This window comes from Olleya sp. KKT75, assembly GCF_055635485.1.
On record NZ_CM145759.1, the window covers coordinates 1121290 to 1137996 of the forward strand.

Annotated in this window: 14 protein-coding genes and 1 tRNA gene; 7 read left to right on the forward strand and 8 right to left on the reverse strand. The window is 32.9% G+C overall.

All coding sequences use genetic code 11. The features are described 5' to 3' along the window. Positions 1 to 167 precede the first annotated feature (167 nt). From ACZ2G2_RS04990 to ACZ2G2_RS05005, 4 genes are all read right to left on the reverse strand, one after another. The gene (locus tag ACZ2G2_RS04990; protein ID WP_470394309.1) at positions 168 to 2270 is read right to left on the reverse strand and encodes a M13 family metallopeptidase; all 2103 of its coding nucleotides are present in this window, start codon (positions 2268 to 2270) and stop codon (positions 168 to 170) included. Positions 2271 to 2369: 99 nt separating this feature from the next. Further along, positions 2370 to 5834, reverse strand: a complete 3465-nt coding sequence (locus ACZ2G2_RS04995) for a T9SS type A sorting domain-containing protein (RefSeq protein WP_470394310.1) — start codon at positions 5832 to 5834, stop codon at positions 2370 to 2372. 100 nt (positions 5835 to 5934) lie between these two features. After that, positions 5935 to 6447 carry a nuclear transport factor 2 family protein gene (locus ACZ2G2_RS05000; protein ID WP_101202890.1) on the reverse strand — a complete coding sequence of 171 codons (513 nt, stop codon included), beginning with the start codon at positions 6445 to 6447 and terminating at the stop codon, positions 5935 to 5937. A gap of 1 nt (position 6448) precedes the next feature. Next, positions 6449 to 6970 (reverse strand): hypothetical protein, encoded by a 522-nt coding sequence (locus tag ACZ2G2_RS05005; protein WP_470394311.1) that lies wholly within the window; start codon positions 6968 to 6970, stop codon positions 6449 to 6451. Positions 6971 to 7130: 160 nt separating this feature from the next. Here ACZ2G2_RS05005 and ACZ2G2_RS05010 point away from each other — a divergent pair, with 160 nt between their 5' ends. Then, positions 7131 to 8072, forward strand: a complete 942-nt coding sequence (locus ACZ2G2_RS05010) for an NAD-dependent epimerase/dehydratase family protein (protein WP_101202888.1) — start codon at positions 7131 to 7133, stop codon at positions 8070 to 8072. A 122-nt stretch (positions 8073 to 8194) separates the two neighbouring features. Here the strand turns inward: ACZ2G2_RS05010 and ACZ2G2_RS05015 are convergent. Both ACZ2G2_RS05015 and rseP read right to left on the reverse strand, forming a co-directional pair. Next, a tRNA-Asn gene (locus ACZ2G2_RS05015) sits at positions 8195 to 8268 on the reverse strand. A gap of 71 nt (positions 8269 to 8339) precedes the next feature. Further along, positions 8340 to 9683, reverse strand: a complete 1344-nt coding sequence (gene rseP, locus ACZ2G2_RS05020; RefSeq protein ID WP_090837346.1) for an RIP metalloprotease RseP — start codon at positions 9681 to 9683, stop codon at positions 8340 to 8342. Positions 9684 to 9849: 166 nt separating this feature from the next. On the opposite strand from rseP, the gene ACZ2G2_RS05025 reads away from it, so the two are divergent. The 3 genes from ACZ2G2_RS05025 (at position 9850) to feoB (ending at position 12926) form a co-directional block, all read left to right on the forward strand. Next, positions 9850 to 10524 (forward strand): SCO family protein, encoded by a 675-nt coding sequence (locus tag ACZ2G2_RS05025; RefSeq protein WP_090837344.1) that lies wholly within the window; start codon positions 9850 to 9852, stop codon positions 10522 to 10524. 72 nt (positions 10525 to 10596) lie between these two features. After that, a complete protein-coding gene (locus ACZ2G2_RS05030) occupies positions 10597 to 10827 on the forward strand; it encodes a FeoA family protein (protein WP_090837343.1) in 231 nt (76 codons plus the stop codon). Then, the gene (gene feoB / locus ACZ2G2_RS05035) at positions 10827 to 12926 is read left to right on the forward strand and encodes a ferrous iron transport protein B (RefSeq protein ID WP_090837341.1); all 2100 of its coding nucleotides are present in this window, start codon (positions 10827 to 10829) and stop codon (positions 12924 to 12926) included. Before ACZ2G2_RS05030 ends, feoB begins: the two co-directional genes overlap by 1 nt. A 132-nt stretch (positions 12927 to 13058) precedes the next feature. On the opposite strand, the gene ACZ2G2_RS05040 is transcribed toward feoB, so the two are convergent. After that, positions 13059 to 13601 carry a hypothetical protein gene (locus ACZ2G2_RS05040; protein WP_470394313.1) on the reverse strand — a complete coding sequence of 181 codons (543 nt, stop codon included), beginning with the start codon at positions 13599 to 13601 and terminating at the stop codon, positions 13059 to 13061. A 42-nt stretch (positions 13602 to 13643) separates the two neighbouring features. Next, positions 13644 to 14051, reverse strand: coding sequence for a hypothetical protein (locus ACZ2G2_RS05045; protein WP_470394314.1), 408 nt, complete (start codon positions 14049 to 14051; stop codon positions 13644 to 13646). A 120-nt stretch (positions 14052 to 14171) separates the two neighbouring features. On the opposite strand from ACZ2G2_RS05045, the gene ACZ2G2_RS05050 reads away from it, so the two are divergent. Genes ACZ2G2_RS05050 through ACZ2G2_RS05060 form a run of 3 tightly spaced genes read left to right on the forward strand, consistent with a single transcriptional unit; the run spans position 14172 to position 16540 of the window. Next, a complete protein-coding gene (locus tag ACZ2G2_RS05050) occupies positions 14172 to 14831 on the forward strand; it encodes a metal-dependent transcriptional regulator (RefSeq protein ID WP_090837335.1) in 660 nt (219 codons plus the stop codon). Next, positions 14818 to 15627, forward strand: a complete 810-nt coding sequence (locus tag ACZ2G2_RS05055; RefSeq protein WP_470394315.1) for a transporter — start codon at positions 14818 to 14820, stop codon at positions 15625 to 15627. The genes ACZ2G2_RS05050 and ACZ2G2_RS05055 overlap by 14 nt, the downstream gene beginning before the upstream one ends. Before the next feature lies 1 nt (position 15628). Continuing rightward, complete coding sequence (locus tag ACZ2G2_RS05060; protein ID WP_470394317.1) at positions 15629 to 16540, forward strand: metal ABC transporter solute-binding protein, Zn/Mn family; 912 nt, start codon at positions 15629 to 15631, stop codon at positions 16538 to 16540. Positions 16541 to 16707: the final 167 nt, after the last annotated feature.

A 16707-nucleotide genomic window follows, 5' to 3' on the forward strand; every position in this document is an offset into this window, starting at 1 on the left:
TGTAATTTAATCATAATTTTCGATGAAACAACCATTATAGTCGACGAACAGCAGATTTTTAAGGCAATAAAATAAAAAGAAAACCTATCAAATGCATTTATCACCGTTAAACAAAAAAAAGAACGACCGTTAAGTCGCTCTTTTTTATATAACTAGTAAAAATTATTCTACCAAATTCTAACTCTATCCTCTGGCGCTATGTACATATTATCACCTTCTTTAATATCAAACGCCTCGTAAAAAGTATCTATATTTAATAAAGGTTGTACAGCTCTAGTCATTCCTGGAGAATGCGGATCTGTTTTTATTCTTGTCTTTAAAGCGTCATCACGCATTTTTGTTCTCCATACTGTTGCCCAACTCATAAAAAAGCGTTGCTCTGCAGTATAACCGTCAATATCTTCTGGACGTTTACCGTCTTGCTCAAAACTCATTTGTAAAGCATCATACGCTGCAAGTACCCCTCCTAAATCTCCGATGTTTTCCCCTAAAGTAAAAGCACCATTAATATTTGTTTCAGGAAGCACCTCGATAGCACTATATTGATCTGCTAATTTTTTACCTAAACCTTCAAACTGTTTAAGATCTTCATCCGTCCACCAGTTATTTAAATTACCGTCTTTATCGTAACGTGATCCTGAATCATCAAAACTATGAGAAATCTCGTGTCCAATTACCGCTCCAATTCCGCCGTAATTTACGGCATCATCAGCATTAAAATTATAAAATGGCGGTTGTAAAATAGCTGCTGGAAAAACAATCTCATTATATGCAGGGTTAAAATATGCATTAACTACTTGTGGTGCCATATACCATTCCGACTTATCAACAGGTTTTCCTAATTTTTCAATATCATCTTTAAATCCCCAAGCACGTGCATTTAAAGAGTTCTGCAAATAAGATCCTCCATTTTCCACACTACTAATTTGTAATTCTGAATAATCTTTCCACTGATCTGGATAAGCAATTTTCACTTTAGTTGCTTTTAACTTTTCAATTGCCTTTAATTTAGTTTCTGGACTCATCCAGTCTAATTTATTAATACGATTTTCGAATGCTAATATTACATTCTTAATCATCTTTTCTGCTTTGATTTTAGCTTCCGCAGGAAACTTCTTATCAACGTATAATTTACCTAAAGCTTCTCCAATTGTTCCGTTTAAAGCTCCTAATGCACGCTCGTCTCTAGGACGTTGCGCTTTAGCACCATTTAATTCTTTACCGTAAAACTCCCAATTAGCGTTTTCAATATCTGTACTTAAAAATCCTGCTGAATTATTAAATGTCAACCATTTTAAATATGCTTTCCAATCACTAACATTTTCTTCTGCTAACACCTCTTGTAATCTTTTAAAATAACCAAGATCACCAATAATTACAGTATCTAATTTTTTAATACCAATACCAGTTAAAAAGTTTTTCCAATTTACAGCAGGTACCATTTTTTGAACCTCTTCAATAGATCTAGGATTGTAACGCTTACGTGCATCACGACGATCTACTTTATCCATTTTAGCTTCTGCTAATCTTGTTTCGAAAGCTAAGACTTGATTTGCTTGCGTTTTTGCATCTGCTTCATTATCTCCTAAAAACTGTAACATTCTAGTGATATGCGCTACATACAATTCTCTTTTCTCTTTAGAATCGGCATCATCTTTAATGTAATAATCTCTATCAGGTAAACCAGTGCTACCACCACCTAAATAAGCAACATTACGATTACTGTCTTTTGGATCAGAACCTACACCAAAACCGTATAAACCTCCACCTCCTTTTGGCTCCATTTCTATCATGTAAGCCTGTAAGTCATCGCTGTTTTTAATATTTGCGATTTTTTCTAAATATGGTTTTACTGGATCAATACCTAACTTGTTACGACCTACAGTATCCATTATAGTTTGGTAATAATGTACCGCCTTTTCTTGGTCTGAACCGGGTAATACTTTTATACTTTCTAAATCTTTATTATCTGACATTGCAGACTTTAAAATAGCTAATGCATCCGAATCTGTTTTTTTACGTAATTCTTGAAAACTACCCCAAGTTGATTGATCATCCGGAATCTCATTATTTTCCAACCATTTTCCATTTACATATCTAAAGAAATCTTCTTTAGGTTGTGTGGTTTTATCCATGTAATCAAGATTGATTCCAGGAACTACTTCTAATTGAGCAGTAGGTTCTGCTTGCTTCTGTTCTTCTTTACATCCTAAGATGGTCAAGCAGCCAACTATACCTATTACAGTTGTTTTTTTAAGGTTGATTTTCATATAAATAGTGTTTATAAAAACATTTTAATAAGGGTTCAAGATATAAAAAAGCACCTTTAAGAATTTAATAAGGTGCTTTTTTTAAGTATAAATTAACTATTAATTAACTATTAGCTTTTTTGTTATTTTTCTAGTCTCAGTTTCTAAATTTAGAAAATAGACCCCTGTAGAATACTTGCTTAAATCTAATTTGTAGTTGTTATTATTAGTTTGTGCATCTTGCTTTTGATACATCATTTTTCCTGTTACATCGTATACACTAATATTAAATGTATTAATAGTTTTAGTCTTTATATTAAAGACACCTTCTGATGGGTTTGGAAAAACCAAGAAATTACTTTCTGAAAACTCAGCTACACTAAGAGCATTACCTGTTATTACCAAATTATCTACAATAACACCTTCTTCTACTACAGATTGATCAGAATGAAACACAAATCTAAACATCATATTTGTTTCTGCATTAAACGGTGTCAAGTCATAACTATACTCTGTTAATACAGCATATTCTGGAGCGACCCCAGTCCATTGCGCACCAGGACAATTAAAACAAGTATTATTTTCTCCTGTTTCTGTTGCATTGTTATACCAATTAGCATCTGTTGCTTCTCCCAAAACAGTCCAATTTACACCCTGGTCTATTGAGTACTCCATATAAACGATATCCCAATTTTCTTCTAGCTCAAAAGCCATATCAAATTTTATTTGCGGATCAGCCAAGGTTGACAAATCGTAACATTCGGTTACTAAATAACTTTTTGTGTCATTACTATAATCTCCCAGAATATTAGTCGCATAAGCTTGATTTAAGAAATCACCTCCAATATTATTCAAAATAGGACCGCTAGGTGTACCACGAAACCAATACTGAGTAGAAGCTCCTTCATCAAAAACCAGTAGTTTATCTTCTTCTGTTTGAAAAGTATTAACTACATCTACTGTTCCGCTTTGATTAGCATAAATTATTTTTTCATCTGAATTATTATTAACCTCATAGGCATCAGTAGCGGTTGAAGCACTCACTTTAAAATCATGCTTTCCTATCGGCAAAGTAAACTGAGGCAAGTCAATTACAGTAGTTGCTTCAGACAATAAAGTACCAGCCCAAATAAAATCATTTGGCATACCATCTATATAATAAGTAAAGTCTACGGAAGTAATTGTTGACACCCCATTATTTTCAATTTCTACTTGAGGTGAAATATTCGCATTACACTCTATAGAACTACTTATTCCATTAAGAGAAACTAACCTTACATCCGATGCTGCTAATTCAGTAGGAATTTCTGATTGCCAAATCCCTCTACCATAAGTTGCAGCAGTTATCTTATCATCTAAAACATTTATTTCAACATCTGTTACAGACACATTTGGCAAACCAATATTAAACAACTCCCACGCCAATGTATCATCATCATACCTATAAACTCCTAAACTTGTTCCTAAATACAATGGGTTTTTAGAATGTAAAGCTTGATGCTTTATGCTATTTTTAGTTACATCAGGCAAACCTTGGGAAATATCAATAAAATTAAGTCCGCCATCTGTAGACTTTAAAACTTGACCATCTGTACCTGATGTTGTTACGTACACAATATTATTATCTGTATTATTAACTTCAATTGAATTAATACCCGAGGTAAACACTTCTAGAGAGGTAAAGTCAACACCAGCATTGTTACTTTTCCTTAGGGTTGAATTAGTAGCAACGTAAATAGTATTAGTATTTAAATCATCAATTTCCAAAACATCAATATTAGTTCCAAAAGAAGAAGACACTGCAACCCAATTATTATTTTCCAACTTATATAACGCACCATAACCTGAATATAACTCACTATCACTATTCATGACAAGTGGTGTGATCCAATTACCTGACTCCCCAGGAGGAGAAGGAACAGTTGCTGAAATACTAGCACCAGCCGATGTAGAAGAATATAACCCTCCTCCATTTTGAGTAAAACCATAAAAATTATTTGAGTTGGCAGGATCTATTGCTGTATCCATACCATCTGCTCCATAATAATTTTGCCATTGCCCATTATTAAAAGCGTGACCTCCGTTATCTTGCAAACCACCAACTATTTTATTAGAGGTCTGCTTAGAAACTGCAACCCTATAAAACTGACTAATTTGCATCCCAGCTGTTAAATCTGTAAAACTAGCTCCTTCATTTGTAGATTTATAAAAACCTCCATCTGTACCAGCATACAAGTCACCATTAAAAAATCTTAAAAAATGAATATCCGCATGAGAATATGCCGACTGAAAAGGTGCGCTCCAGTCATTCAGTTTTGTAAAACTTGTTTGAGTACCAGCTCCATTTACAAGACCTTTCCAAATATTAAGTACTCCTGTGTAAATTTCGTTTTCATTAGTATCTGAAACAGCAAAGGCTAAATCATACCATGATTGAGTAGATTCAAAAATATCTCCATTAACAGCAAGAGAAGCTACTTGTGTAAATGTAGCTCCCGAATTATTTGATTTAAAAACACCTCCGAATCCAAAAGAATTATTTGATGCCAAAGCGTAAACAACGTTTGGATTAGCTGGAGTTACATCTATAACAAATCTAGAGACACCAAACGTGGGCAAACCTGAACCTGCCTCAATAAATGACTCACCTGCATTTCCAGACACATAAAACCTATTATTAGAAACAGCATACAGCGTATTGGGATCGTTTGGTTTTATTTTTAAATCCTTAATATTTACTCCTGATGTACCATTTAGAACACCAATACTACTTTGATTAGACCACGTGAAACCTGCATCTGTAGTCTTGTATACACCATTAGTCGTAGCAACCCATAACATATTAGAATTATTTGGGTTAATATAAATGTCATTCATTAAGTTGGGACTATTTGAAGCATTTAACCCTGTAGTATTCCAAGTTAATCCGCCATCTGTAGATTTCACCACACCCACACTGAAAGAATCCTCAGCATCGTCATCTCCTGTAGCGATATATATAATGTTTGAATTATTTTGATCTATTGCAATTCCGGACACTCCTATTTGTGGTAAATCGTCTGTAGTAGTAATCCAATTAAGACCAGCATCTGTAGATTTCCATAAACCACCTGCCGGAGCACCAGCATAAATAGTTGTTGGTGTATTTGGATCTTGAACTACTACATTAACACGTCCTTGACCTGGAGACCAAGACCCTGTATTACTATGAGAAAAAGGGCCTACAGGGATCCAATTACTCTCGTCTACTAAAACACTACTACTTCTAGAATTAGTATTTTGACCATGAACAGTCAAATACGTGTTCCACAACTCTAAAGACGTTGGCAATGTCCCATCTTGTTTTACAAAATTAGACCAATAGGTTTCCCACCTTTTAAACGGCTTATAACCACTACCTTTAACATTAGGATCTCTTGTTTCCCAATAGGTATTAAAAGCACTTACAATTTCTTGAAATTTAACAGGATTTGCATCAGTACGTGATGTCCTATTTAGGTCGCTCATCCATGGCGCATCCTGATTAAACTGCCCATAAGAAATGGACACAGATAGTAAAAACAATAGGGATAATATTTTTTTCATTTTTCGATTTTTTCAAATCAAAAATAACTGTTTTATATATAAACCCACGTTTATTTAACAAAAACATCGACAAAACACCACTATAGAGTTCTATTTATTGCTACTCTCTTAATTTTATTTTAGTAACACTATCTATTTCTTTTTTCATAACAATAACATCACTTACCTTATTATTAGGTATAGTGATGGATAAAACATAATGCTTTACCTTCCATATACCATTTACCTTTTCCACTACTCCAGAACCTCTACAAATTTCCATTTGTGTATCTAGCAACTCATCAAACCAAGCTAAATTTTGAGTTTCATCTAAATATACATGCCTTTCTAGAGTTGTAAATCGCCATGCTTTTCCTTTATCAAAATGTGGTTTTGAATAAGACTTAAAGTCTTTTAACTGCCAATTTTCAGAAGCATCTGTACCAATAAACACACCATCTTCCGTCATTAAACTAAAATACGCCTCAAAATCAGCATCAGCTGCTGCTTTGTGCCACGCCTCTATATTAGTTGTGATGTCTTTTTTAACCAAATCAGGATTAATTTTTTCTTCTTTTTTATTACAAGAAAAAATAGTAAAAGCAGCCAATAAAGTAAGCGTAAAGTATTTCATATTAAAATGGTTTAACAATGGTTTGATTATCCTTCTCAATTTTTTTATTGATTTGCAAATTCAAATTTGATTGTGCAAAAAACACTTGACGTATTGCCACTAATTTTTCTTTTTTAGTACTCGTTTTTAAAGCTTCGATCTCTTGAAATTTTAAAAGCATGGTTTTTAACACCAAAACCCTTGCTTTTATTGCTTGCGTATTAATAGCTTCCGGAATAGTTTCTTCTAAATCCTTTATAGTAGAATTAAATAAATCTACATCTGCATTAAAAAACGTAAAATCTGGAGTAGACAAATTTTGTATACCATTTGCTACATCTAAATACGCTTGCCAATTAGAGATTACAGCATTAGCCTTCGCATCTATAGCAATGTCTTGATAAGTAATTTTTTTTATGTCTTTTTTAGTAAGTAATAACGTGTCAATTGCAGTAAAACCGTCATCAATAACCGCAACTTCACTTTCTTTTTTACAAGATGAAAACAACAAAGTGATAACTAATAAAAAATTGAAAAATTTCATAATAAAAATTAAATATTTGACGTACAAATATATTAGTTTAATGAATTACATTTTACCAAATGATAAAAATGTTTTTACAAACACTTTTATACTATTTTTATTAATAAATCCTCAAAATGTTATTACTTTTGAGGGCATATTTTATAAATAATCCAAAGAAATGAGTGGAAAAATACTAATCATTGGTGCAGGTGGCCAAATAGGCTCTGAACTGACTTATAAATTAAGAGCAATACATGGCGACGAAAATGTTATTGCAAGTGACCTAAATTACAACAACGTAGCACTAGTAAATTCTGGTACTTTCGAAATTATTGATGCCATGGATTATGCTTCAATAAAAATATGTTGTGAAAAACACAATGTGGACACTATTTACCTAATGGCAGCTATACTTAGCGCTACAGGAGAAAAATATCCAATGAAAGCTTGGGATTTAAACATGCAATCGCTTTTTCATGTTTTAAACCTTGCTAAAGCTAAGGCCATTAAAAAAGTATTTTGGCCATCAAGTATTGCTGTTTTTGGACCAACAACTCCAAGAGAAGACACGCCACAGCACACTGTTATGGAACCGACAACGGTATACGGTATTACCAAACAAGTTGGTGAGCGCTGGTGTCAATACTACCATGAAAAATACAATGTAGATGTTAGAAGCATCCGTTACCCAGGTATTATTAGCTGGAAAACACTTCCGGGTGGTGGAACAACAGATTATGCGGTAGAAATCTATCACGAAGCTTTAAAAGCGAAAAAATATGATTGTTTTTTAAGCGAAAACACAGCTTTACCTATGATGTACATGGATGATGCTATTGACGCTACGGTATCTCTTATGTCTACTAAAGAAGAGAACGTACAAATACGATCGTCTTACAACCTGTCTGGGATAAGTTTTACACCAAAACAGATTGCTGAGTCTATTAAAAAACAAATTCCAGAATTTGAAATAAGCTACACTCCTGATTTTAGACAGCAAATTGCCGATTCTTGGCCTAGTAGCATTGACGATACAGAAGCTAGGGCGCAATGGAACTGGAAACACCAATACGATTTAGATGGTATTACAAAAGACATGCTTAAAAACCTAAGCAAGTAATTACCAGATTACATAAGATATCTAAAAAGCCTCTAGCAAAACTAGAGGCTTTTTTATGTTTTAAAACCACACTTTATTCCACAAAAAAACCACCTACATTTCTGTAAGTGGTTTATAACTTGCTCCTCCTCTTAGGCTCGAACTAAGGACCCTCTGATTAACAGTCAGATGCTCTAACCAACTGAGCTAAGGAGGAGTGTTTTTCGCTATTGCGAGTGCAAATATAGAATCTTTTTTGACTTCTACAAAACAATATTTAATTTTTTTTTAATTAAATATTGCTTTAAAGATATCATTACCGTTTGCAAACAAGACTAACGCTATCAAAATGAAGAATCCAACGACTTGCGCTTTCTCTAAAAATTTCTCGCTTGGCTTACGCCCTGATACGATTTCGAACAATAAAAACACAACATGTCCTCCATCTAAAGCAGGAATTGGCAATAAATTTAAAACACCAAGCATAATAGATAAAAAGGCAGTTAATCCCCAAAAATTTTGCCAAATCCAAGTACTTGGAAAAACATCGTATATGGCTTTAAATCCTCCTACACCTTTATAAGCCCCTGTGCTTGGACTAAAAATCTTTCCTAACTGATCAAAATAACCTCCAACTTGATCTACAAACTTATCCTTACCGCCAACAAAACTTTCTAAAAAGGTATATTCTTTTAATGTCTTATCATAATAACCAAGCGCATCAAAACGCTTTGCGTCTTCACCTGGCATAATACCTAGCTTTCCATCGTTATTTACTTGTAACTGTCTTGTAATTGTTTCAGTACCTCTTAAAAAGGTAGACGTTATTGTTTGGTTTTTATAAGCCATCAATCTATCACCTACTTCATCATAATATCTAAGCGGTTTATTATCTACGGTTAATAAGATATCTCCTTCTTTTAAATCAACACCTTTATTAACCATAGTATCGGACACTTCTCCAACCATAAAAGGAAATCTTAATTTAAACAAACCACCTTTTACTTTTCTTGAAGACAATTGTCCTAGAAAATCTACAGGTAATTGTAAATCTACAGTTTCTCCATTTCTATCAATAGTATACTTTTCTGTCTTAATTATGTTTTTTACCACATCTAGATGGCTATCTACTTTTTGACCATCAACAGCTATAATTTTATCTCCAGTTTTAAAACCTAAATCTACCAATAATGGATTATCAATCCAATACCCGTCTTTCATACTTTTAGCAGTAACATCTGTATCACCATAAGTAAAAGACATGATTACATATATAACGTAGGCTAACACAAAGTTGACAAAAACACCACCTAACATAATAATTAAACGCTGCCAAGCCGGCTTAGATCTAAACTCCCATGGTTGTGGTGGCAAAGCCATTTGCTCCTTATCCATACTCTCATCTATCATCCCAGATATCTTAACATAACCTCCAAGTGGTAACCAACCTATACCATAAACGGTTTCTCCGATTTTCTTTTTGAATAACGAATATTTAACATCAAAAAATAAGTAGAATTTTTCAACTCTTGTTTTAAATAATTTAGCAGGAATAAAATGCCCTAACTCATGTAAAACAATTAATAATGACAGACTTAACAAAAACTGTCCAATTTTTATAATAAACTCCATGTAGTGTTTCTATTCTTTTTAATAAGCGCCAAAAGTAACTATTTACCATTAGTTTAAAAAACAATAGCTTTAATGCTTTCGAGAATTAACAAATTTTATGAGTAATGTCATAAGATAACCTAAGGTTTTCATTGTATTTTTGCAGTATAAACCTAAAACACTAAAAATGCTTTCGTTTTTTAAAGATTATAAATTATTTGCGATTGTTTTCGGCATAATTTCAATCATTATAATGTCTATTTTTTATAACATCTTAAAAGTGGACAAACCCCTACCTATTTACCAACCTGCAATGGTAAACACAGAGTTGGTTGACAGTACCATACAGCACAAAATAAAATACCATAAAATTGCCGATTTTAGTATGACTAATCAAAACGGTAAAACAATAACTCAAGCGGACTATAAAGATAAAATTTACGTCGCCGATTTCTTTTTTACAACGTGCCAAACCATCTGTCCAATTATGACAGGTAATATGGAAACTATCCAAAAAGAAGTATTGAATGATGACGATGTGATGCTATTATCCTACTCTGTTACTCCAGATATTGATACCGTAGAACAGTTAAAACGTTATGCCATTAAAAAAGGCGTAAATGACAAAAAATGGAATTTAGTTACTGGTGATAAAGGCGAAATTTACAGACTAGCCAGAAAAAGCTATTTAGCAGTTAAAGACGACGGAATGCCTGATGACTACGGAATGGTACACACAGAAAATTTTATGCTAATAGACAAAAAAAGTCAAATTCGAGGCTATTATGATGGCACAAAAACGGAAGATATCACCACACTTTTAAATGATATCAAAAAGTTAAAAAAAGAATACGAAGAGTAGTTTTTTGCTCTCAATTTTTTTAAGCTGAAATTTTCTCATACTTTTGCTTCTTTAAAATCAATCTAAATAAGCTTGGATAACACACTAGACACACTAAAAAGAGGAGAACGCGCTATAATTATAGACGTTTCCTCGCATTTAATTCCATTAAAACTCCTAGAAATGGGGTGTTTACCAGGCAATAGTGTCGAGTTGGTACAAGTAGCACCTTTTTCCGATCCATTATATTTAAATATAAACGGGAGCCATTTAGCAATCAGAAAAGAAACTGCTATTCATATTATCATTGAAAAACAAGTGTAATGAGCAAGCAAATAAACATCGCCTTAATTGGTAATCCAAATACAGGAAAAACATCTGTTTTTAATGCCTTAACGGGGTTAAATCAGAAAGTGGGAAATTACCCTGGGATTACAGTCGAAAAAAAAGAAGGTATTTGCAAATTGCCAAGAGGTGTAAAAGCACATATCATTGATTTACCAGGTACTTACAGCTTAAACGCGTCGTCTTTAGACGAAAACGTAGTCATCGAATTACTTCTAAACAAAAACGACAAAGATTTTCCGGATGTTGCAGTAGTAGTTAGTGATGTTGAAAACTTAAAACGAAACTTACTACTTTTTACACAAATTAAAGATTTAGAAATCCCTACCATTTTAGTCATTAATATGGCTGATAGAATGAAATACAAAGGGATTTCGTTAGATATTGAACACTTAGAGCAAGAATTAAAAACAAAAATAGCAGTTATTAGTACTCGTAAAAACGAAGGTATTGACAACTTAAAGTTATTAATTTCTAATTACAGAGACCTGTCAACAACACCATGTTTAAATGCCTCAGAAATTGACACAGACTACTTTGACAAACTAAGACAGGCTTTTCCTAGTCAATTGCTTTACAAATTATGGTTGGTTATTACCCAAGATGTAAATTTTGGTAAAATGGACAGAAACGAAGTCGAGGCACTTGCTAGTTTTAAAACTAAATCTAAAAGTGACCTAAAACGTCTTCAGCAAAAAGAGACCATTAAGCGTTACCAATTTATAAATAACACGCTTAAAAAAGGACAAACCATAGATGCTAGTCAAGCTAAAGATTTACGCACAAAATTTGATCGTATTTTAACCCATAAAGTCTGGGGCTACTTAATATTCTTTTTAATATTACTACTTATTTTTCAAGCTATTTATGACTGGTCTACGATACCAATGGACTTTATTGATGGTGTATTTGCTAGTCTGAGTGATTGGGTTAAAAACACACTTCCAGAAGGTGCTTTTACAAATTTATTAGCCGAAGGAATTATATCAGGATTAGGAGGAATAGTCATTTTTATACCTCAAATAGCGTTTTTATTCCTGTTTATAGCCATTTTAGAAGAAACTGGATATATGAGTCGTGTCGTTTTTTTAATGGACAGAGTCATGCGTCGTTTTGGCTTAAGTGGTAAAAGTATTGTACCTTTAATCTCAGGAACTGCTTGTGCTATTCCTGCAATTATGGCCACAAGAAATATTGAAAGCTGGAAAGAACGCTTAATTACAATTTTAGTAACACCTTTTACAACGTGTTCTGCAAGATTACCGGTATATTTAATAATCATTGCACTTGTTATTCCTGAAGGACGTTTTCTTGGATTAAGTTACCAAGCTTTAACCTTAATGCTATTGTATTTATTAGGGTTTGGAGCTGCAGTTATTTCGGCTTACATATTAAACAAAGTCTTAAAAATAAAAAGTAAAACGTTTTTTGTGGTAGAAATGCCAAATTACAAATTACCGCTATTTAAAAATGTTGCCATTACCGTTTTAGAAAAAACTAAATCGTTTGTATTTGGAGCAGGAAAAATAATATTAGCCATCTCAATCATCCTTTGGTTCTTGGCATCTTACGGTCCAGGAGACGCCTTTAATGATGCAGAAAATATTGTTAAAACAGAATACGCTTCGCAAAATTTAAACGAAGAAGAATTAAATCAAAAAATAGCCTCTCAAAAACTAGAACACTCGTTTATAGGTATTGCAGGGCATGCTATTGAACCTGTAATTAGACCACTAGGATACGATTGGAAAATAGGGATTGCTATTGTTAGTAGTTTTGCTGCAAGAGAAGTTTTTGTTGGTACTTTAGCGACTATTTATAGTGTTGGTAACGATGATGAAGACACCATTAAAAACAGAATGGCAGGAGAAGTAAACCCTATTTTAGGTGGTCCGTTATTTAATTTTGCATCCGGTATATCGCTACTACTATTTTATGCATTTGCAATGCAATGCATGAGTACTTTAGCTGTTGTAAAAAAAGAAACTAACACTTGGAAATGGCCAACATTACAATTAGTAATCATGACAGCTATAGCCTACATTTCGGCATTAATAGCATATCAATTTTTAAAATAATATTATGAACACAGTTATTCAAAACATACTAGTTTTTATCACCTTAGGGTTTGCTTTGTTTTTTCTTTATAAAAAATATTTCGTTAAAACGAAATCAAAAAAAGCTTGCGGAACGGACGACTGTGGTTGTCATTAATTGTTTCGCAACATAGACTCGATATAATTACTAGTATTAAGATATTCTACTCTTAAATCTCTAAGATATTTTTCGATTATTTTAGAATTAGCGTGTTTAGGATTTAAACAATCATTACTATCATAATCCGTAGCAGTCAGTACCAAATACCACTTACCTTTTCTGGAGCTATATTTATCAAAAAATAAAGGATCATTACCGTCAGCATCTCTTTTAGCATCTACTAAAATCGGTACTAAATTAATAGTCTTAGTATCTTTACTTGTTTCGTAAAACGAAAAATAAAACGGTTGATCTTCAATCTTAAAAGCAACGTTACTTTCAACATTTACATGATTTAATTGATACTTTGTATTGATAAAATTATAGAACTCGTTAGCTTCTTTAGGATCTTCAAAGATTAACGAATATTGTTTAGGCAACTTCCGTTTAAACTTTTTAGCAACCATAATCCTATCACCTGCTATGGTAGGCGCAATTTTTACAGGAATACAAGAGGTTACAAAAACAAAAAGCAGGACAATTACAGAAGGTTTCATAAAATTGGTTTTCAGATAATTATCAAAAATCATACCCTACCACTATTCAAAAAGCAAATCCAAAACATAAGACCGATCACTAACAGTTCCTGCCTCCTTTGGATAAGGCAACAAATTAACAGCAGACACGATAACCTCAGCGTTAGAATACAAAGTTAACAGCCGTGTATTTGGTCTAACAATAATTGATTTCTCTTCCAATAATAATCCATTTTTATAAATCCCGATAAGCACTTCTGCTTCTCCTGCACGGATACACATAACGTTTTTTGGACATCTCGAATCTTGAATAACTTTAATAAATTTAACGGTTACATACTCATGCATATAACTACCCCCTTCAACCAATCCTATTGATAGTTTAGGGGTTTCTAATGCAACTAAAGTCGAATCTTGAGCAGAAACTACACTAGTAAAACAAAGCAAGAATAATACGGATAGGTATTTCATTTTAAATAATTTAACACCAGTATAACAACTTAAATCATGCCACTTTATTGAATTAAGGAAATTTTAGTTACATTTGAAAAATATTTAAGTAACCTTAAAAATTTATTAAAGCAATAATAAATGTCAGTAGCAATAGAAAATTTTGTAAAAGCAATCTACAAAAGTAAAATCAACGATATTACAGATACAAAACCAGGCAACATAGCCAAATTACTAGGCATTTCTAATGCTGCAGCCACTGATATGGCAAAAAGTTTAGCTGCTAAAAACCTAGTAGATTATCAAAAATACAAAGCCTTACAATTAACTGACGAAGGTGAAAAGTTAGCATTAAAAGTTATTAGAAAACATAGACTTTGGGAAGCTTTTTTACACAAAACGTTTGATATGTCCTTACATGAAATACATCGCGAAGCGGAATTACTAGAACACGAAACTTCAGATTTTTTAGCAAATACAATTAGTGCCTTTTTGGGTAATCCAAAATTTGATCCACATGGGGATCCTATTCCCAACGAAAATGGCGAAATAACTACAAAAGACACGTCTGTATCATTGTCTAAAACCAAGGAAAACAAAACATATATCATCGCGAGATTAATGAGTGATGATAAAGAGTTTTTTGATTTTTGCGCTATAAATGGTTTAAAATACGGAAATAAACTAACCGTAATTAAGCAGTTTAGCAAAAACAAAATGACTCAAATTTCAATAAATAATAACACGATTCTTTTAAACCAAGATTTTACAAAAATAATTTACGTTAATGAAACTGACTAAAACGCCAATAGCCTCCATAATTACAGGGTTAGCGCTTTCGATTTCTGCAATAGCGCAAGACAACACTGCATTAGAGCCATTAATTACAGATAGACCTGATGCAACGGAGTCTCCTAACGCTATGCCTAAAGGGTCTATACAAGTCGAAACAGGTGCTTTTTATGATACTTTTGAAGAGCATAAAATCAAAACAGAAAACTACACGTACAACACAACATTAGTGCGTTACGGTTTATTAGATAATTTAGAATTACGATTAGGATGGGACTTTACAGAAAGTTCAACATCAATTAATGGCAATCAAATAGACAATATTATAAGTGGTTTTTCTCCTTTATTGCTAGGAATTAAAACTAGCATCGCTAAAGAAAATGGATTGTTTCCTGAAATTGGACTTTTAGGACATTTATATCTACCATTTACCGCTAGCACAGATTTTAAACCAGAAACAACGGGTGTTGATTTTAGGTTTGCTTTTGCACATACATTAAGTGATAATTCTAGTTTATCTTACAATTTAGGAGCAGCTTGGGGAAGTGATTCGCCAGAAGCATCATACGTCTACACTATTGCATTCGGACAAGGTATTACAGATAAGCTAGGTGCTTACGCAGAACTTTATGGTGACTTACCAGAAAACAACAAAGCAAATCATCTTTGGGATGCTGGATTAACTTATTTAATAACTAACAATTTACAATTAGACGCAACAGTTGGATCAAGTATTACCAAAGGACAAGATCTATTACTAAGTGCAGGATTAAGCTTTAGAATACCATCAAACAACACAAAATAACATGAAAAAATATTTACTTATACTATTAGTTTTAGTCACACTATTAAGCTGTAATACTAACAAAAAAGAGAACGGAAAACTAAACATAGTCACTACCACATCTATGATTACGGACTTAGTTAGAAATATTGGAGGGGATTCTATTAACATAAATGGTTTAATGGGAAGCGGTGTAGATCCACACTTATACAAAGCAAGCGAAGGTGACGTAACCAAATTAGTCAATGCAGACGTTATATTTTATAACGGACTACACCTAGAAGGAAAGCTTGTAGAAGTGTTTGAAAAGATGGGTAGTAACACAAAAACCCCAATAGCTTTAGGAGAAGAAATAGATAAAGCAACCTTGATTGGGTCTGATTATTTTGCCTCTAATTACGATCCTCACGTTTGGTTTAACATCGCTTATTTTAAACAATTCGCAAAAAAAGTAACCGCAGTTTTATCTGAAAAAGATGCAAAAAACGCATCCTTTTACAAAGCAAACGAAACCACTTTTTTAGAAAAACTAGAGACTCTTCAAAAAAAGGTGATAGCGACCATACAAACCCTGCCTAAAGACAAAAGGATTCTAGTAACAGCACACGATGCATTTAATTACTTTGGTAAAAACTATGGTTTTGAAGTTGTTGGTTTACAAGGTCTATCTACAGCAACAGAAGCTGGCGTAAAAGATGTACAAAATTTAGCTAAATTTATAATAGACAAAAAAGTAAAAGCTGTTTTTATAGAAAGTTCAGTACCAAAACGCACTATTGAAGCCTTACAAGAAGCAGTAAACTCAAAAGGTCATGATGTAAAAATTGGAGGAACACTATATTCTGATGCCCTAGGAAGCGCAGGAACAATAGAAGGGACTTACATTGGTATGTTTGAGTACAATGTAAACACCATTGTAAATGCACTTAAATAAGTTAGCAGATAAAAAAACTTTGATTTAAACAAAGTAAAAACAAACAATGAGACCCTGAAACAAGTTCAGGATGATGCAACACTAACTAAAAAATAGGTTTGCTAAAAGTATATTTTTTTAATTCGTTTTTTGAATAAGTAAAAAATGAATATATTTTGAATTAAATA